We start from the raw sequence: 18,879 nt of genomic DNA, 5'->3' as shown, positions 1-18,879 counted from the left end.
GTAAAAAAGTTTCAAGGGGAAGTGTGAAGATAATGGAATTATTGAAGGGGAATGCAGTAAATTTAAATGATACAGCTTATTACAATAATCGAGAGTTAAGTTGGTTAGCATTTAATGAACGTGTCTTACAAGAAGCGCAAGATGCAAATAATCCACTTTTGGAAAGATTGAAATTTATTAGTATTTTTAGTTCGAATTTAGATGAATTTTTTATGGTACGTGTAGCGGGATTAAAGGATCAAGTGAGTGCTGGATTTAATCAACCAGAAAATAAAGCTGGCTTAACACCGAAAAAGCAATTAAATAAAATTGCGATAAAAGCCCATGCACTAATGACAGTACAATATGATACATTTAAAAATTATGTATTACCAGCGCTTGAGTTAGAGGGAATTGAACGTTTAACATTCAATGATTTGACGAAAGAGCAGCGAGAATTTATAGAAGAGTATTTTGACGAGCAAATTTTTCCGGTGTTAACTCCTGTAGCTATTGATGCATATCGCCCATTTCCAATGTTATTAAACAAAAGTTTGAATTTGGCTACTCTTTTATATGATGAGAAGCAAGCGGAAGAAGAAAACAGGACGAAGTTAGGGATTGTACAAGTTCCTTCATTACTTGAGCGCTTCATAATTTTACCGAGTGAAGGGCAAAAGCATAAATTTATTTTATTAGAAGACGTAATTAGTAGCTTTACTCATAAATTATTTACGGGATATACAGTATCATCTGTTACTCGTTTCCGTATTACACGCAATGCAGATTTAACGATTCATGAAGAAGGTGCGAGAGATTTATTAAAGGTAATTGAAAAAGAATTAAAAAAGCGTAAGTGGGGGGCTGCTGTACGTTTAGAAGTTGGGAAAGAACACATTGATGAAAGAGTATTAGCGTTATTATATGAGGTTCTGGAAGTAAAAGATGAAGATGTATATATAATGGATGGCCCATTAGATTTAACATGTTTGTTTTCTTTATATAAAAAACTAGCTCCTTTATATGAACATCTTGTATATCCAGCTCTTATTCCGCAACCGCCTCAAGATTTAGGTGATGAAGAAGATGTATTTGAAAAAGCAATTGAGCATGATATTTTATTACATCATCCTTTTGAATCATTTCAGCCGGTAGTTGATTTTGTCCGTGATGCGGCAGACGATCCGAATGTACTTGCGATTAAACAAACGTTATATCGTGTAAGTGGTGATTCACCGATTATTCAGGCGTTAAAGATAGCGGCTGAAAAGGGAAAACAAGTGACGGTATTAGTTGAATTAAAGGCAAGGTTTGATGAAGAAAACAATGTTCACTGGGCTAAAGAATTGGAACAGGCAGGCTGTCATGTTATTTACGGTGTCAGTCACTTGAAAACACATAGTAAAATTACGCTAGTTGTAAGGAGAAAAAACGGAAAAATCGAAAGGTTCGTACATCTCGGAACTGGGAACTATAATGATGCAACAGCGAAGTTATATACTGATTTTGGATATATTACATCAAGAAAAGATTTTGGGGTCGATGCAACCAATTTCTTTAATTATTTAAGTGGTTATACAACAAAGCCACATTTTCATCATTTATCGGTTGCTCCATTTGATATAAGAGAGCAATTTATGGATTTAATAGATGAAGAAATCCGTTATCATAGGCAATATGGAAATGGATATATTATCGCTAAGATGAATTCATTAACAGATAAACCGTTAATAAAAAAAATGTACGAAGCATCACAAGCTGGAGTAAAGGTAGAGCTCATTGTTCGAGGAACATGTTGCCTACGACCTGGTATTCCAAATGTAAGTGAAAATATTCGTGTAGTTAGTGTTGTTGGAAGATATTTAGAACATAGCCGTATTTATTATTTCCATCATAATGGGGAGGAGAAAATATATTTATCTTCAGCTGATTTGATGACGCGAAATATGGAGAAGCGAGTGGAAATATCTTTCCCGATATTAGATATTGAAATGAAGGCACGAATTAAGGCGATTTTACAGCTTACATTAGCTGATAATGTGAAAACACGTGAACAAAATAAAGATGGTGATTACTATTATGTTATTAATGGTAGTACAGAAGAAATTGATAGCCAAGTGAAGTTGTTTAAGATGGCGTATCAAAATACAGACGCTGAATAATGAAAAAAAGTAAAAACCTCTTATGTCCATAAGAGATTTTTACTTTTTTCTACTCATATGCTCCAAAAATAGAAGGATGAGTAGAAACAATAGTTTTATTATAAGCGTGTAATGAGATGGCTCGTTGAGAGAATAATATTTGAAAGAATCGTTACTTTAACCTAGTAATAGTAGGGTTGCTGACATGGTCCACCGTAACAAGGATAAGGTGCTGGCGGCGGGAAAGGTGGTGGATAAGGTGGATAAAATGGTCGAGGGCCGAAAGCTAATGCTCCGCCGAGCAATCCACCAGCAATTCCAGCTAGAAAGGGAACGCCAAAAAACGGGAAGAAGCGTGAGTCGCCTACTGGACCAATAGGTGCTGAACGGACTGGAATTGGTTGATAATATGGATACATGAACATACCTCCTTTATTGGACTCACTTTTATCATATGGTAAACGAAACATGGATGAGCGCGTACAAGAAAGGATATGTAAGAAAATAGGCGAATTATTACGAATGTTGGAGTGTGAAAATTGTGATTTCAGGTTTTGACATGAAACGAAATGGGACACGTGTTCTTCCGAGGCCTCGATTGACATAGAGAGTTAAATCCTGCATCGTATAGAAGCCTTCAATATAGTCTTTGGCGAGTGATGGCGTAATAATAGCCCCTAAAAAAGGAATTTGTACTTGTCCGCCATGGCTATGACCAGAAAGTTGCAAGTTGATTGGATATTTTGAAATTTGCGGCGCGATATCTGGCTCGTGAACAAGAACGATGTTATAAGTATTTTGCCGTGCATGTTGTAATGTTTTCTCTATTTTTGGTTTGCCTAGTAGTATATCATCGAGACCGAAAATAGAAATTTCACTATTATCCATTAGACGAATTCTTTTTTTACTATTTAGCAATAGTTCAAATCCTGATTCACGCATGATGTGCTCATAGTATTCAGTTCCATATCCACCGTGATCATGGTTACCATAAATAGCGAATTTACCGAAGGGGGCTTGTATATTTTTTAAAATGGATGCGACAAAAGGAGTGTCAGTATACGTTTGATAATTATCAATGAGATCTCCGGTAAAAAGGACAATATCTGGATTTACAGCATTAATTTTAGAAACAACTTGAGATAAATGTTGAAGCGAGAAATAGTATCCGAGATGTAAATCGCTGAATTGAAGAATTTTCATACCATGAAAACTTTTTGGGATGAGTTGTGATTTTAATGTGTGCTGTGTAAAAGAAATGAAATGGGGTTCTATATATTTAGCATAGTAGTATCCGATGCCACTGGTTATAAATGAATAGAGACAAGTACGCATACCAATTTTTAAAAAATTTCTTCTTGTAATGTGCGTCATAAAAATATGAGTATACCTCAATGTTTTTATTCCATTTACAGGCTACTCAAATCTCCTTTCAGTTTATTTAAAAATATACTTTACATAATAAAAAATTAGTATAGATTACGAAAAAAATGAATAAAAAGAAAGTTCTTTACATTAAAATATCAGAAAAGTTTAAAAATATAAAGATTTCTATTAAATAAAGTGATAAAATGAATGTGTATTCATTTTTTTGGAGGGGATGTATGTGAAAGAAAAGGTAGTTATTATAACAGGTGGATCGAGTGGAATGGGAAAAGGAATGGCGACTCGCTTTGCAAAAGAAGGGGCACGAGTTGTTATTACAGGACGTACAAAAGAAAAACTAGAGGAAACAAAGTTGGAAATTGAACAATTTCCAGGGCAAGTATTACCTGTACAAATGGATGTAAGAAATACGGATGACATTCAGAAAATGATTGAACAGATTGATGAGAAGTTTGGTCGAATTGATGTTTTAATAAATAATGCAGCTGGAAACTTTATTTGTCCAGCAGAAGATTTATCCGTGAATGGCTGGAATTCGGTCATTAATATTGTATTAAACGGTACATTTTACTGTAGCCATGCTGTCGGAAAATATTGGATTGAAAAAGGTATAAAAGGGAATATCATTAACATGGTAGCAACATATGCATGGGATGCAGGTCCAGGAGTTATTCATTCGGCTGCAGCAAAGGCAGGAGTATTAGCGATGACGAAGACGCTCGCTGTTGAGTGGGGACGTAAATATGGAATACGAGTTAACGCTATCGCTCCAGGACCAATTGAACGTACGGGCGGTGCTGATAAATTATGGATTTCAGAAGAAATGGCTAAGCGTACGATACAAAGTGTTCCGCTTGGAAGGCTGGGTACGCCAGAAGAAATCGCTGGTCTAGCTTATTATTTATGCTCAGATGAAGCTGCGTACATAAATGGAACTTGCATGACAATGGATGGAGGACAACATTTACATCAATATCCATTTTAAAAGGGATAAAAAAATGAATGTTTGATTCATTTTTTTACGGTTAAATGTGACGGAATTGTGACATATGAAAGAAAAGTGTTTACAAGAGGTCATATATACGTTATATTTAAGACCTCTTTTTTCTTCATAGTAGAATTGCTAATTCCCCTTAGCATTTTACCCCTCTAATCCCTTCAGGAAAACTGAAGGGATTTTTTATTATTTTTCCGTAAATATCATGTTATAATTTTTGAAAAGTAAAGGGAGGGAAGCACGTTGATAGATGCATTAGATGTAATGAGTAACTTGGATAAAGTCCTTCCTTATTATCAAGCTATTTTTAGTGCTGATGAGCATACTGTAATTGGATATGAAGTAGTAGGACGTATTCAAACAGAAGAGGGCATACAAAGTTTAGCTTCTTTCTTTCACGATGATTCGATTCCAAGTGAATTTCAACTGGAAGCGGATAATATTATAGTAGAAAAAGCTTTAAATCGTTATTTAGAAAGCGATCAAAAATTATTATTATTTATACATCGGAATGCTAATGTATTAATGAATGATGATGATGAAAGCTTGCTTCAACTTTTATTGAGGTACGAAGAACAAGGTTTAAATTTAAAACAAATTGTTTTAGAGATTACAGAGCATGAATGTAAAGAAGATATAGAGCAATTTAATCATTTGCTTATGTATTATCGTACATATGGTATTCAAATTTCGATTAATAAAGTCGGAACGGGTACAAGTAATTTAGAGCGTATTAGCGTGTTAGCACCTGATATTTTAAAAGTAGATTTAACGAACTTAAGGCAAACAGCACTTTTACAATCTTATCAAGATATTTTATATTCTTTATCATTACTTGCTAGAAGAATTGGTGCAACTTTATTATATGAAGAAATAGATGCTTTTTATCAACTGCAATATGCTTGGAAGAACGGCGGAAGATATTATCAAGGTAATTATTTAAAAGAATGTTTACCTGATTTTATTGAAACGAATGTTTTGAAAGAGCGACTAGGTAATGAATGTCATCAGTTTATTCAGCATGAAAAGAAGAAGTTACAAAAAATTTATAATTTAACAGAGATGTTACGCGATCGCATTGGCGATGTTTTATCAAAACAAAAAAAGAATGAAGATATAAATGATTGGTTATTACAATTTAGTCAAAGTGTATCACAGTGTAGTTTTCGTATATTTATTTGTAATGAAGATGGTTTCCAACAATCAGGAAATGTTATGAAAAAAGATGGAGAATGGATTGTGATGCCGGATTATTATATGAAGAACTGGAGCTGGCGCCCGTATTTTCTCGAGAATATAATGAAAATGCGTTTTGAGAATAAGGCGAGGCTTTCAGATTTATATGCAGATATTGAAACGGGAGAAATGGTACGAACATTTTCTTTCCCGATTGATGATGACAACTTTTTATTTATAGATTTATCTTATGAATATTTATATGAAGAAGATGTTTTATTTTAATGCACGAAGAGATTCGTGCATTTTTTGTTTGTTTTTATCATAAATTGGTAATAGTGAAAATGGTGATGAAAATGCTGTCTATCGTTGTAAAGATTTTACGAACGAAATCTGTCCTTTCTTTGCATAATCATTGTTACAATGAATACTACAAAGACAAGTTCTTTTAAAAGGAAGGTGAAAAAATGAGGAAATATGGAATATGGCTTGTTCTATTTGTATGTGTTGCCTTTCTAGTTGGTTATAGTGTTACGACTGTTTTAGGAAAAGAGGAAGTGGAAGTCGATCGGAAAGAAGTATTTACAACGATACAAAAAGGCTATGAAACCCAGTTTTCAATTCGTGGGAAGCATTTGCCGATGAATAAGATGATAGAGACGTTATCACCGTATTTTACAGATAATTTCCTTCAAGTATTTACAGATGAAAATAGCAGAAGTGATAAACAAAGTGGTGAATATTTACTTCCGGCAAAAGAAGCACCGTTTTCTTTTAATTCAGAAACGAAAATGTCGTATGATGAAGAACATAAAAATTTATATGTATATGAGCGGACAAAAAGTGGACAATATCAAATTGTAACATTGAAAAGGGATCAAGATAAATGGAAGTTAGCAGGATATCATGAAAGTCAGGAACTTTTAACTGAAATAAAAAGGTTGCAACAATTATAAAGTGAAACTTTTAATCAGTGGGTGGGAGTTTTACTACCTACAAATAGCGGGATAAGAATAGGAATAGGTATTTACCTATTCCTATTCTATATTGAGTAGTTGTTGTAACTTTTCAATTTGAAAACCTGCAACTACTTCGCCATCAATTACGACTGTTGGAGTTGAATAAGAATCATAGTCGTATAAAAGACGATTGCGAGCAGCAGCGTCTTTTTTTACGTCAAATTCTTCATATGCAACGTTATTATGCTTCAAAAATTCTTTTACAATAACACATGGCGGACAATCGGGTTGTGTATAAACCTCAATTTTTTTCATTGTAATTCCTCCTTTTTTCTGTTTTTTATTATATTCTTCCAGTATAAAAACCGCAATAATGAAGGAGAAATATGTTCTTTCTGTTTTTTCCTTCGCATTTCGACAAATTTTTAGTTGAGTTTCTGGCCAATAACCTTTATCCTAGAGTGTGGAACATTTTTTCTGTTATGACGGATAGAATGAGTATAGCTGTAAAACCTATTGGTAGGAAGATCAGAGAAAGGAGAGATTTCATGTCTCTACTCCAAGGAATTTTAACTCGACTTGTTAGTCTACAAGAACAAGCTGAAAGCGGTGAAGTAGCACAACGCTATTTTGAAGTGAACGGTGAGCGCAAATGTAGCGTGAAATTTTTCGATAAAAGTGAAATGTATGAGTTAGAAGTGTATCAACAAGGTGAAAAACCTCAAGTATATCAATTCGATAATATCGACATGGTTGCAATTGAGATTTACGATATCATTTCTTGATACATATAAAAAAGGTACTGCCACATGGCAGTACCTTTTTTAGTTCTATTACTTTCCAGCGTAATGTATAGAAGTTTTTTATTTTTCCTACAATGGTATTAAAATGAAAATTTAATCCGTGCAAGTTTGCTTATCCATGTGGATAATTAGTCCCGTCAACCGGGTGAATATGTGAAGCTAAACTTCTCACTATCGCTGGGTTTTGCAAATAGCGGGAGAAATATAACTAGGAGGTTATCGTATGGAACGTTTACCAGTTGTGATTTGTCCTAATTGTCAAAGTTCTGCTGAGATTATTCATGTATTAACGGCTCAATCTAATCAAAATGTAATTTATACGTGCCAAGTTTGTCACTTTGTAATTCGAAATATTGAAACGAATAAAGGATAGGAAGTTATAATTTTAGTTTTTGTCCCATACAATGAGAATACGAAAAGTCTGTCTAATTGAAAGGACGTGACTCTGTGGACGGTGCACATAAATTTTACAATGTTTCAGAGAGACATTTAAATTTTGATATGGTCTTTAACCGTATTTGTAGTTTCATTGAAAAGGATCCGCGAAATTTGTATCGATTATCCATTGGGACAGACTCGCAAGCGCATCAAAAGGATACGAGGTTTATTACAGCAATCCATATTCATCGTGTTGGAAAAGGTGCCTGGGGTTGTTTACACCATAAATCAGTAAAAGATAAGCCAGCGACCTTACGTGAGAAAATATATTTAGAAACGCAGTTTAGTCAAGAAATCGCATGTCTATTTACGCCTACTCATATACAAACAATATGGGAGTTATTGCATCCTTATGCTCAAGATGGGGCTGGATTCATAATGGAAATTCATTTAGACATTGGGAATGATGGCTTAACAAAAGAATTTATTTTAGATATGACAGAAAAAATTCGAGCGATGGGATTAACTGCAAAAATTAAGCCGGATGCTTATGCGGCGTTTAGCTATGCAAATCGATATACGAAATGATTTTTTTGTATGTGTACGATTGTTACATATCTTTAAATGAAAACTGAATATTACATCTATTAAATAGGTTGAATTTTTTATATAATAAGAGTAACGATGCGAGTGTAAGGAGAGGGGTATATGCAAAGGGAAGTTGTTTTAACGAAGGAAGAAGAAAGTTTACTACTAGATATTTTATTTCAGCAAAATTACGCAAGTGAAATTTTAGCTGTGGAACTTACAGATATTGAGAATGGTTTGAAACAGACAGATGTGATGCAATATAAAAAAATCACAAGGTTATTTTACAGATTAAAAAATAAAGGGTATTAAGCGCTACCGGAATGGTAGTCTTTTTTTTGTGCGGTATGCTAAAATAGCTGTGTGATTGTATTTTTATTGAAATAAATTTAGGACAAAATAATAATATGAAAACGCTGTCATAAAATGTGAATAGAGTTGTGAACATAAGCAGGAAAAAGGGAAAATGGGGGATGTAATATGATTAGTATTCCGAAAGACGAATTTCAACAAATTCTTGTGAAGGATTTAATGATTTCATCGGAAAAAGTAGCTCATGTCCAAATTGGAAATAGTTTAGAACATGCTTTACTCGTTCTTGTAAAATCTGGATATTCAGCGATACCTGTCTTAGATCCAATGTATAAACTACATGGTTTGATTAGTACTGCCATGATATTAGATGGTATGTTAGGATTAGAACGTATTGAGTTTGAAAGGCTCGATGATATGAAAGTAGAGCAGGTGATGAAAGAAGATATACCTGTTCTTAAATTAGACGATTCATTTGCAAAAGCTTTAGAAATGACAATTGATCATCCTTTTATTTGCGCTGTTAATGAAGAAGGCTATTTTGAGGGGATTTTAACACGTCGGGCTATTTTAAAATTGTTGAATAAGAAAGTAAGGCAACATAATCGATAAAGTGAAAAAAGTGACTTCATAGAAACGAAGAAGTCACTTTTTTTCGTGCATATCACTTGTGTATGTATTATATTTAAAAAGACATAAAACATAAGGAAAGTTTGTGCTGGACAATTGTATTTTCTGAATGAAAGCATTCGGGTAAATTAAGGATGAAAAGCTTATTGAAATAAGGTGTATGGAAGCTAAGGAAAGAGGGAGAAAGTTGCAAATTGATGATTTTCAAATGATGGTTGTGTTAGCTCAGGAATCAAATATGAGAAAAGCGGCGGAACGTTTATTTGTTTCCCAACCTGCGCTGAGTCAACGATTACAATCTATGGAGAAACAATGGGGAATGAAGTTTTTTATTCGCTCACAAAAAGGATTGACAATTACACCTGAAGGGGAAAAAGTTGCAAATTATGCCAAAGAAATGTTGCAAAGGGAAGAAGATATAAAAAGTGAGCTGGCTGTTTTCAGAACGGAAACTCATGGAACGTTAAAAATAGCTGTTGCATCAGTTATTGGTCAATATTGGCTCCCTCCTGTTTTGAAAAAGTTTGTGCATAAATATCCTTCTGTAAAGATATCGCTGTTTACTGGATGGAGTAGTGAAGTGCAAAAGCAGTTTTATGAAGGAGACGTGCATGTTGCTATACTGAGGGGAACACAAGAATATAAAGGTCAGAAGCAACAATTATTTGAAGATGAACTGTATTTAGTTGATAAAGAAATAAAAGATATTTCGATGTTAAAAGAAACAAATAGGCCGTTCATTCAATTTAAAAGTGACTCGACTTATTATGGACAAATACAAAATTGGTGGTATGGTTTATTTTCTAATCCGCCTAAGCGAACGATTGTAGTTGACCAAATTGAAACATGTAAACAACTTGTTTTAAATGGTATAGGTTATGCCCTTTTACCTTCTACTGTTTTAAAGGAAGTACAGGAAAATATGTATAAAACACCTGTTCAACTGACGAGAGAAACATGGTTGTTAACAAGTGACTCGGCAAGGCAGTTGAAGCAAGTACAAGCATTTTTAGAAATTATAGAAGAAATTCAAAGGGGAAAATAAGATTATTATCTTGCTACTCGCTCTTTCGTTTGGTAGAGTAACATTATAAATGGATTTAGGAGGCAACAAGAATGAAAATGATGGACGCTAACGAAATTATTTCGTTTATTCAAAAAAGTGAAAAGAAAACTCCTGTAAAGGTATACATAAAAGGGGATTTAAAAGAAGTAACATTCCCTGAAACAGTACAAGCATTTGTGAATAAAAAATCAGGTGTATTATTCGGAGAATGGTCTGAAATTAAGACAATTCTTGATGAGAATAATAAGCACATCGTTGACTACGTTGTAGAAAACGATCGTCGTAATTCTGCAATCCCAATGCTTGATTTAAAAGGTATTAAAGCTCGCATCGAGCCAGGTGCTATTATTCGTGACCATGTTGAAATTGGTGACAACGCTGTAATTATGATGAATGCAACAATTAACATTGGTGCTGTAATTGGTGAAGGTTCTATGATCGACATGAACGCAGTACTTGGTGGACGTGCAACAGTCGGTAAAAACTGTCACGTAGGTGCAGGTGCTGTACTTGCAGGTGTTATTGAGCCACCTTCTGCAAAACCAGTTATCGTTGAAGATGATGTAGTAATCGGTGCAAATGTAGTTGTTTTAGAGGGTGTTACAGTAGGTAAAGGTGCAGTTGTAGCAGCGGGAGCTGTTGTAACAGAAGATGTGCCTCCATACACAGTTGTTGCAGGTACTCCAGCACGTGTAATTAAAGAAATTGATGAGAAGACAAAAGCAAAAACAGAAATTAAACAAGAGCTTCGTCAATTAAACCCAGAGAAATAAAAAGTAAAAAAAGCGTAAGAGCGTAAATGGGCTCTTACGCTTTTTATAGATAGAGGTGCAAAAATGACAGTAAGCAAATTTGTCCAAATTCGTAGAGATCTACATAGAATTCCAGAAATCGGATTTAAGGAATGGAAAACACAACAGTATATTTTAGATTATATAGGAACACTTTCTCATGAATTTGTGGAAGTGAAGACATGGAAAACGGGTGTAATCGTTAAAGTAAATGGAAAAAATCCCGAAAAAATAATAGGTTATCGTGCAGATATAGACGGTTTACCAATTACAGAGGAAACTGGATACGAGTTTGCTTCTATTCATGAAGGAATGATGCATGCATGTGGCCATGATGTACATACAACAATCGGTTTAGGCCTTCTAACGAAAGCTGTGAGCGAAAGAATAGATGATGACCTTGTATTTCTATTCCAGCCAGCAGAAGAAGGACCAGGCGGTGCTCTTCCTATGTTAGAAAGTGAAGAGTTAAAAGAATGGAAACCAAATATAATTCTTGGTCTTCATATTGCACCAGAATACGCTGTGGGGACAATTGCAACGAAAGAAGGACTGTTATTTGCCAATACTTCAGAATTATATATTGATTTAAAAGGGAAAGGTGGCCATGCTGCCTATCCACATACTGCAAATGACATGATTGTTGCAGCGAGTCATCTTGTTACACAGCTTCAATCCGTTATTAGTCGCAATGTAAATCCTCTTGATAGTGCAGTAATTACAATCGGGAAAATTACTGGTGGTACGGTTCAAAATATTATTGCAGAAAAATCTCGTTTAGAAGGAACGATTCGAACATTATCAGTGGAATCAATGAAGCGTGTGAAAAGCAGAATTGAGTCAATTGTTGCAGGTATCGAAGCTTCTTTCCAGTGTGAGGCGATTATAGATTACGGAGCAATGTATCATCAAGTATATAACCATGAAGAGTTAACGAGAGAGTTTATGGAATTTGTACATAAACAAACTGATATGAATGTTATTACATGTACTGAGGCAATGACGGGTGAAGATTTTGGTTATATGCTTCGAGAAATCCCTGGATTTATGTTTTGGCTTGGAGTAAATTCAGAATATGGTTTACATCATGCAAAATTAAAACCAGACGAAGAAGTGATTGAAAAGGCAATTACATTTTTAAGCCAATATGTAAAGTGGAAAGGGAATAGAAAATAAAACTTCCACTTTCTTGAAGGTTCCAAAAAACTTTTTGTTCTGAGGTGTAAGTAACGCTCGTATAGATTGATTTTAGACATTGACATACAAATGGAAGAATTAAAGTTAATTGTACTGTTTTAATAATGAGCAGGGGGGTTAGCCACTGCTCATTATTAATTATTTGACTAACTTATATATGTTTACTTTTAGTATGAAAAGTGTGTAAAATCAATGTGAAACATAGAAAAAAGGGTGGGGAATTACGTGCAAATTAGCAGTGCGATTTTATGTTTCGTCTTATATGCGTACGTTATTATTGCGGCGGTTTATTTTGGGATAAGTTTTTATGCCTATCGTCTAGTAGATAATAATGAATATGACGAAACATACAAATGGGTGAAGAGATATTTATCACCTGTACTAGAAATTATGAATGGGTTTGTGCTCTTTTTATTTATTGGATTAATTGCTTTTTCAACGAGTTTAGTAGGGAATAAAACTACGTTATTTGTATTGGGTATCATTATTTTTATGTTGTTAGGAATAAGGATTGGTAATACGGTCTTTTGGAATGAAAGAAAAGTAGATGGTTGGACGGGAATGTTAATTCCGTGCATGTTAGCTGCAATCGTGACAAATATAGAGCATGAATATTATCAATTACATTTTTGGCTTATTATCGTTTTAACAATTCTTTCTGTTTTGTATATAAGCACAGTAGTACTAACATATATTGCACATGAAAAAGGAGATGTTAAAGGCACTCGTTTCTTTAGAGGACGGGCATTATTTTGGAGTATGCCGACGATGGTAGTTATCGCGCTTATTGCGATATTAGTAAATGGATATCAATTTTCTAATTGGCAACTATTTTTAGAAAATTGGTGGATCTTTATCTTTTCGTTTATTGCTTTTTTAGGTGCAACGCATTATTTATTCCATCAACATCATTACATATGGGCGTTGTTATTTGCATTCACACAGCTTCTATTTGCCTTTTTTGGTCAAGAAACATTATTATTCGTTTTTGAAACATTTAGTTCTTTTGGAAATATATTTGTATTTGCTATGCTACTTGTTGGTATCGCTTTTTACTTGCAACAATATTTTTATATACAAAAACAAAAATAAGAGCTAATTACAGTTTTTGTGACGCATATAAAGTGTGTTACACTGAAAATAAATAGTACTTGAAGTTATTGGAGGAATTCCCGTGGGTGAGAAAGAAAAAGAATTTGCTGTCATTGGACTTGGTCGCTTTGGTGGAAGTATTTGCCGAGAACTAGCTCAATTAGGAATGGAAGTAATGGCAATCGATTCAGATGAGGATAAAATTAATGAATTTGCAAATATAGCTTCGCATGCTGTAATTGCAGATTCAACAGATGAGATGGTATTAAAAAGCCTTGGTATTCGAAATTTTGATCACGTAGTCGTTGCTATTGGAGATAATTTAAATTCAAGTATTTTAACGACTTTGATTTTGAAAGAGTTGGGTGTAAAAAATATTACTGTAAAAGCTCAAAATGATTATCATGAAAAAGTGTTAAGTAAAATAGGTGCAGATCATATTGTGCATCCAGAACGTGATATGGGGAAAAGGATTGCTAATAATATTGCATCAAGCAATGTGCTAGACTACCTTGAGCTTTCAGATGAGCATAGTATTGTAGAGATTATTGCGAATAAAAAAATTGATGGGCACTCTTTAATTGAATTAGATATTCGTGCGAAGTTTGGATTGAATATTGTAGCAATTAAACGAGGCAAAGAAGTTATCGTATCCCCTCGAGCTACGGAGAATATTCAAGCAGGAGATATATTAATTGTCATTGGTCATGACGATGAAGTGGATCGATTTAAACACTTTTTAAGATAAGAGAAAAGAAAAGGACAATGCCTTCATGGCATTGTCCTTTTCTTATATTTCCATAATGATTGGTAAAATCATTGGACGGCGTTTCGTTTTCTCATATAGGAATGGAGCTAATGTGTCTGTAATTTCATTTTTAATTTCAGACCATTGTGTTGTTTTACGCTCCATTACTTTTTCTAAATGAGTTGTAATTAATGTTTGTGCATCATTGATTAAATCGCTACTTTCACGCATGTAAACGAAACCGCGTGAGATGATATCAGGTCCTGCTGCAACTTTAAATTCTTTCATATCAATGCTTACAACTACAATTACAAGTCCTTCTTCAGAAAGGATACGACGATCGCGTAATACGATATTGCCAATATCTCCAATACCGTTTCCATCAATGTAGACCGAACCAGATGGGATTTTTCCAGCTACGCTAGCTTCATCCGAACGTAAAGCAAGAACATCGCCATTATCCATAATGAAGCAATTTTCTTCAGGGATGCCACAATCATTTGCTATGTTCATGTGCATACGCTGCATACGATATTCACCATGAATTGGCATGAAGTACTTCGGTTTAATTAGACGTAACATTAACTTTTGTTCTTCTTGTCCACCGTGTCCGCTTGTATGGATATTTGAAAGTTTCCCATGAATTACATCAGCGCCAGCGCGGTACAACATGTTAATTGTACGACTTACGCTAATTGTATTTCCTGGAATTGGTGAAGAAGAGAAAACAACTGTATCTCCAGGAATAATTTGAATTTGGCGGTGTGTACCGTTTGCAATACGTGAAAGTGCTGCCATCGGTTCACCTTGACTACCTGTACATAAAATAACAACTTTATTAGCTGGTAAGCGGTTTAGTTGAGATGCATCTATGAATGTATCTTTCGGGCAACGAATATAACCAAGGTTTTGTCCAATTTCAATCGCTGCTTCCATACTTCGACCAAACACAGCTACTTTACGGTTGTTTTCAACAGCAGCTTCAACAACTTGTTGTAAGCGGTGAATATTTGATGCAAAGGTTGCGAATATAATCCGTCCTTCTACTTTACGGAAAATGTCTTGAATGCTATCACCAACGCGACGCTCAGACATAGTAAAGTTTGGAACTTCACTGTTCGTACTATCAGATAATAGACATAGTACGCCATCTTTACCGATTTCAGCCATTTTTGTTAAATCAGCTGGTTCACCAACTGGTGTGAAGTCAAATTTGAAGTCACCTGTATGAACGACTTGACCTTGAGGTGTTTTCACAACAACGCCGTACGAATCTGGAATACTGTGAGTTGTACGGAAGAAGGATACAGACGTTTTTTTGAATTTAATAACGTCATCTTCTTGAATCTCGTAAAGTTTTGCTTTACGAAGTAAGCCGTGTTCTTCTAGTTTGTTTTTGATGAGTGCAATTGCTAATTTTCCGCCGTAAATTGGAATGTTCACTTGACGTAATAGGTAAGGGATTCCGCCGATATGATCTTCGTGACCATGTGTAATGAATAACCCTTTAATTTTATCTTCGTTTCGCACAAAATAAGTGTAGTCTGGTATTACATAATCGATTCCGAGAAGTTCGTCCTCTGGAAATTTAATTCCAGCATCAATTATAATAATTTCATCTTGAAATTGAACAGCGTATGTATTTTTACCGATTTCACCAAGCCCACCGAGAGCAAATACAGCAACTTGGTCGTTTTTTAGAAATTTCATATCGCTATACGATTTCCGCTAATGTTAAATCAGCGTTTTCTTTTTCATATTCAAGATGAGCGCCAGTAACAGACTGAACAAACTCGATATTATATGCGAACTTATTTAATTTTGTACGAACATCCTTTTCAGACGTAGCCTCTAAATATAAAACTTTTGTATTTTCACGTACTGGAACCTCAGTTAATTTTTCTTGATAAAATACTTTAAAAATCATTTGGAAAACCTCTCCTTGTCTATGTTTTGCATTATCTGTTACTTATTATAAAGCAAACAGTCACGATTTTCATGTTTTTTCGAATGAGAATGAAGAAAAAGCCCGAAATGGGCACAATTTAAGCGACTGTCTTTTTACGGACTAGACCATTTAAATAACGCTTGAGCTTTTTCTTCAGCTTCTTCAGCATGATTACTCCTTCCTTTCCTTATTTTAAACATGCCTATTACTAGTGAAAACTCTATCTCTGATATAAGAGATAGGACAAAAGTGAATGGTGAATCTTGTCCTTTCCCATACAGTGAAAGTTATTCTATAGTAACGATTAGTAGCCGTTAGTTATAGGTATAGTATGAGGAAGAATGGAAAAGAAAATTCATACGAACAAGTATCCACATGTTTTACTAATATATATATGCAAAGTTTACAAATAAGGTCAGAAAGGGAACGCTTTCTTCACAGATGTTTAATATGTTATACTTTTTTTTAGAATTTGAAAAGTGATATTCAAAATAGGAATATAGAGTGCCAGAAAGGATTTTGACAAATGAATGATAAAATTGTCTTTTTTGATATTGATGGAACATTATTAGATCATGATAAAAAAATTTCGCAATCTACACGAGATGCAGTAAAACAGTTACAAGAAAAAGGTGTACATGTAGCAATTGCGACAGGTCGCGCGCCATTTATGTTCGAAGATATTCGTAAGGAACTTGATATACATAATTATGTTAGTTTTAATGGACAATATGTTGTCTTTGAAGATGAGGTAATATTTAATAATCCGTTACATCCAGATGCTTTACATAAGTTTACTCAGTTTGCAAAACAAGAAGGATATCCACTTGTATATCTTGACCATCAAGATATGAGAGCATCAGTGGAATATCATGATTATGTGAAAGAAGGCTTTGGAAGCTTAAACTTTGAGCATCCAGCATATGAGCCTAATTTTTATGAGGAACGTAATATTTATCAAACACTACTTTTTTGTGAAGTAAATGAAGAGGAAAAGTTTATTAATCATTATCCAGATTTTCATTTTATTCGTTGGCATGCATATTCAATGGATATCATTCCGAATGGTGGTTCTAAGGCAAAAGGAATTGAGAAATACATTGAAAAGTTAGGTTTTAATCGTGATCAAGTGTATGCATTTGGAGATGGCTTAAATGATTTAGAAATGATCGAAGCCGTTGGCACAGGTATTGTGATGGGAAATGGCCATGAAGACTTGAAAAAACTTGCAAATCATGTGACAAAGGATGTTAATGAAGACGGTATATATCATGGACTAAAGTGGGCTGGATTGCTATAAGTGAATATGGAACCCATTTCATAATAAAAAGGCGGAAGATTAACTTCCGCCTTTTTATTATTATCGCTCTAGAGGTTTGGAATCATCAGGAGCGGCAAAAGGATTTTCTTTATTGATATGGTCATAGAACATAACGCCATTTAAATGGTCAATCTCGTGCTGAAATACGATTGCTGGTAAACCTTTTAAACGTAATTTTACTTCTTCTCCGTTAATAGAAGTTGCTTTTACTGTAATTCTTGTATAACGAGGAACATAACCAGGTACTTCGCGGTCTACAGATAGACAGCCTTCACCACCCTGTAAATATGTACGTTCAACAGAATGGCTAATGATTTTTGGATTGAATAATGCATGGCTATATAATGTACCATCCGCATCGGTTACATGAACTGCAATCATTTTTTTTGAAACACCGATTTGCGGAGCCGCTAATCCGATTCCAGGGCGTAAACTATATTTTTCAGCCATTTCAGGATCTTGGCTATTTATTACGAATTCAATCATTTCTTTTAAGGTAGTTGTATCTTCTTCGCTTGCCGGTAAGGACACCTCTTCTGCAACGTTGCGCAAAATAGGATCTCCTTCGCGAATAACATCTTTCATTGTAAGCATATGTAATCTCTCCTTTCCTCTTTAGTCTACCAAAGGAGATGGAAAAAGTCATCGGCAAGAAAGGGAAGGCATTTTGAAAATCGTTCTATTATAGAGTAGTTATGTATGTGATAAACAGAAAAAGACGGCAAAGCCGTCTTTTTCTTTCCATAGTTGTTTCGTTTTACAATTAGCGAATGCAAGCAGCACCAACGATAATTAAAAGAATAAACAACACAACGATTAAGGCGAAGCCGCGTCCAGACCCGCCACAAGAACCGCCATAACCGTAGGAAGGATATGAACAAGTTGGATAGCAATATGAGTATCCGTACATGAGATGACCTCCTTTATCATTTCCCGCTAATACTGCGGTTACTATAATGTATGGAAGAGAGGGTAGAAATGTATAGGTATTTACCTAAAAAAGGAAGAGTAGTTTGTATATTTTTGTTACGAAGAGAGAAAAACTAAAGAGAATTAAATCGTTTACATATTATTCTAAGAGAAAAAATAAGTGAAAAAGGGAATAATATAACAGTAGGTCAATGCTTACTAATACAGATGTAAAAAATAAAAACACGTTTGTGTAGTAGAAACCTGCATATTATTTATAAAAAAACGTATTCAAAGTAATTGACATCGTAATTAGAATAGTTGTAAACTAAAAAACGTGATCAAGATTGTATTAATATGTTTCTGAAAAAACATTAGTACAGATTGTTAGGTACACAAAATTATTCTCAACCGACATACAAACATGTTGGTTTACATCGTTGCGCTTTTTAAACTGG

22 protein-coding genes are annotated in these 18,879 nt (G+C 34.4%); 15 read left to right on the top strand and 7 right to left on the bottom strand.

The window, feature by feature from the left end:
* Positions 1-32: 32 nt before the first annotated feature.
* Positions 33-2,141 (top strand): polyphosphate kinase, encoded by a 2,109-nt coding sequence (locus tag ACTFR3_RS11050; protein WP_000421680.1) that lies wholly within the window; start codon positions 33-35, stop codon positions 2,139-2,141.
* A 161-nt stretch (positions 2,142-2,302) separates the two neighbouring features.
* Here the strand turns inward: ACTFR3_RS11050 and ACTFR3_RS11045 are convergent, their stop codons facing one another.
* Together ACTFR3_RS11045 and ACTFR3_RS11040 are read right to left on the bottom strand one after the other, a co-directional pair.
* On the bottom strand, positions 2,303-2,539 hold the full coding sequence (locus ACTFR3_RS11045; RefSeq protein WP_000283738.1) for a hypothetical protein: 237 nt from the start codon (positions 2,537-2,539) through the stop codon (positions 2,303-2,305).
* Between the two features lie 97 nt (positions 2,540-2,636).
* On the bottom strand, positions 2,637-3,494 hold the full coding sequence (locus ACTFR3_RS11040; RefSeq protein ID WP_002026257.1) for a metallophosphoesterase: 858 nt from the start codon (positions 3,492-3,494) through the stop codon (positions 2,637-2,639).
* Between the two features lie 232 nt (positions 3,495-3,726).
* Between ACTFR3_RS11040 and fadH the strand changes: the two genes are divergently transcribed.
* The 3 genes from fadH (at position 3,727) to ACTFR3_RS11025 (ending at position 6,635) form a co-directional block, all read left to right on the top strand.
* The gene (gene fadH, locus ACTFR3_RS11035) at positions 3,727-4,491 is read left to right on the top strand and encodes a 2,4-dienoyl-CoA reductase (RefSeq protein WP_000660913.1); all 765 of its coding nucleotides are present in this window, start codon (positions 3,727-3,729) and stop codon (positions 4,489-4,491) included.
* 255 nt (positions 4,492-4,746) lie between these two features.
* Complete coding sequence (locus ACTFR3_RS11030; protein ID WP_000564306.1) at positions 4,747-5,964, top strand: EAL domain-containing protein; 1,218 nt, start codon at positions 4,747-4,749, stop codon at positions 5,962-5,964.
* Positions 5,965-6,146: 182 nt separating this feature from the next.
* Complete coding sequence (locus ACTFR3_RS11025) at positions 6,147-6,635, top strand: DUF3993 domain-containing protein (protein ID WP_001233804.1); 489 nt, start codon at positions 6,147-6,149, stop codon at positions 6,633-6,635.
* 81 nt (positions 6,636-6,716) lie between these two features.
* Here ACTFR3_RS11025 and ACTFR3_RS11020 read toward each other — a convergent pair whose 3' ends face one another.
* The gene (locus tag ACTFR3_RS11020; RefSeq protein WP_000717875.1) at positions 6,717-6,953 is read right to left on the bottom strand and encodes a glutaredoxin family protein; all 237 of its coding nucleotides are present in this window, start codon (positions 6,951-6,953) and stop codon (positions 6,717-6,719) included.
* 233 nt (positions 6,954-7,186) lie between these two features.
* Between ACTFR3_RS11020 and ACTFR3_RS11015 the strand changes: the two genes are divergently transcribed.
* From ACTFR3_RS11015 to ACTFR3_RS10970, 10 genes are all read left to right on the top strand, one after another.
* Positions 7,187-7,423, top strand: coding sequence for a YkuJ family protein (locus ACTFR3_RS11015; RefSeq protein ID WP_000055151.1), 237 nt, complete (start codon positions 7,187-7,189; stop codon positions 7,421-7,423).
* Between the two features lie 241 nt (positions 7,424-7,664).
* Entirely contained in the window at positions 7,665-7,814 is a 150-nt protein-coding gene (locus ACTFR3_RS11010) for a hypothetical protein (RefSeq protein ID WP_000440540.1), read from the top strand.
* 74 nt (positions 7,815-7,888) lie between these two features.
* Positions 7,889-8,407, top strand: a complete 519-nt coding sequence (locus ACTFR3_RS11005; RefSeq protein ID WP_000348488.1) for a ribonuclease H-like YkuK family protein — start codon at positions 7,889-7,891, stop codon at positions 8,405-8,407.
* Between the two features lie 120 nt (positions 8,408-8,527).
* On the top strand, positions 8,528-8,719 hold the full coding sequence (abbA, locus tag ACTFR3_RS11000) for an antirepressor AbbA (protein WP_001188692.1): 192 nt from the start codon (positions 8,528-8,530) through the stop codon (positions 8,717-8,719).
* A gap of 168 nt (positions 8,720-8,887) precedes the next feature.
* Positions 8,888-9,331 (top strand): cyclic-di-AMP-binding protein CbpB, encoded by a 444-nt coding sequence (gene cbpB, locus ACTFR3_RS10995; RefSeq protein ID WP_000623579.1) that lies wholly within the window; start codon positions 8,888-8,890, stop codon positions 9,329-9,331.
* 178 nt (positions 9,332-9,509) lie between these two features.
* Positions 9,510-10,394: a LysR family transcriptional regulator gene (locus tag ACTFR3_RS10990; protein WP_002026259.1), complete on the top strand. Its 885-nt coding sequence runs from the start codon at positions 9,510-9,512 to the stop codon at positions 10,392-10,394.
* 71 nt (positions 10,395-10,465) lie between these two features.
* Positions 10,466-11,188: a 2,3,4,5-tetrahydropyridine-2,6-dicarboxylate N-acetyltransferase gene (gene dapD / locus ACTFR3_RS10985; protein WP_000783241.1), complete on the top strand. Its 723-nt coding sequence runs from the start codon at positions 10,466-10,468 to the stop codon at positions 11,186-11,188.
* 63 nt (positions 11,189-11,251) lie between these two features.
* A complete protein-coding gene (locus ACTFR3_RS10980) occupies positions 11,252-12,382 on the top strand; it encodes an N-acetyldiaminopimelate deacetylase (protein ID WP_000218672.1) in 1,131 nt (376 codons plus the stop codon).
* A 246-nt stretch (positions 12,383-12,628) separates the two neighbouring features.
* Positions 12,629-13,495, top strand: coding sequence for a cytochrome C oxidase assembly protein (locus ACTFR3_RS10975; protein ID WP_227899630.1), 867 nt, complete (start codon positions 12,629-12,631; stop codon positions 13,493-13,495).
* An 82-nt stretch (positions 13,496-13,577) separates the two neighbouring features.
* Complete coding sequence (locus ACTFR3_RS10970; RefSeq protein ID WP_000504032.1) at positions 13,578-14,243, top strand: potassium channel family protein; 666 nt, start codon at positions 13,578-13,580, stop codon at positions 14,241-14,243.
* A 42-nt stretch (positions 14,244-14,285) separates the two neighbouring features.
* Here the strand turns inward: ACTFR3_RS10970 and rnjA are convergent, their stop codons facing one another.
* Together rnjA and ACTFR3_RS10960 are read right to left on the bottom strand one after the other, a co-directional pair.
* Positions 14,286-15,953, bottom strand: a complete 1,668-nt coding sequence (rnjA, locus tag ACTFR3_RS10965; protein WP_000670377.1) for a ribonuclease J1 — start codon at positions 15,951-15,953, stop codon at positions 14,286-14,288.
* A 4-nt stretch (positions 15,954-15,957) separates the two neighbouring features.
* Positions 15,958-16,170 (bottom strand): DNA-dependent RNA polymerase subunit epsilon, encoded by a 213-nt coding sequence (locus ACTFR3_RS10960; protein WP_000576435.1) that lies wholly within the window; start codon positions 16,168-16,170, stop codon positions 15,958-15,960.
* A gap of 547 nt (positions 16,171-16,717) precedes the next feature.
* Here ACTFR3_RS10960 and ACTFR3_RS10955 point away from each other — a divergent pair.
* Entirely contained in the window at positions 16,718-17,491 is a 774-nt protein-coding gene (locus tag ACTFR3_RS10955) for a Cof-type HAD-IIB family hydrolase (protein WP_440044415.1), read from the top strand.
* Positions 17,492-17,551: 60 nt separating this feature from the next.
* Here ACTFR3_RS10955 and def read toward each other — a convergent pair whose 3' ends face one another.
* On the bottom strand, positions 17,552-18,106 hold the full coding sequence (def, locus tag ACTFR3_RS10950) for a peptide deformylase (protein ID WP_000957048.1): 555 nt from the start codon (positions 18,104-18,106) through the stop codon (positions 17,552-17,554).
* Between the two features lie 169 nt (positions 18,107-18,275).
* The gene (locus ACTFR3_RS10945) at positions 18,276-18,422 is read right to left on the bottom strand and encodes a YjcZ family sporulation protein (RefSeq protein ID WP_000274562.1); all 147 of its coding nucleotides are present in this window, start codon (positions 18,420-18,422) and stop codon (positions 18,276-18,278) included.
* Between the last annotated feature and the right edge of the window lie 457 nt (positions 18,423-18,879).

The organism is Bacillus cereus group sp. MYBK14-1 (assembly GCF_051916885.1).
GTDB classification, from domain to species: Bacteria; Bacillota; Bacilli; order Bacillales; family Bacillaceae_G; genus Bacillus_A; species Bacillus_A cereus.
The sequence above is the reverse complement of the archived record's forward strand: the minus strand, read 5'-3'. Positions and strand labels throughout refer to the sequence as shown.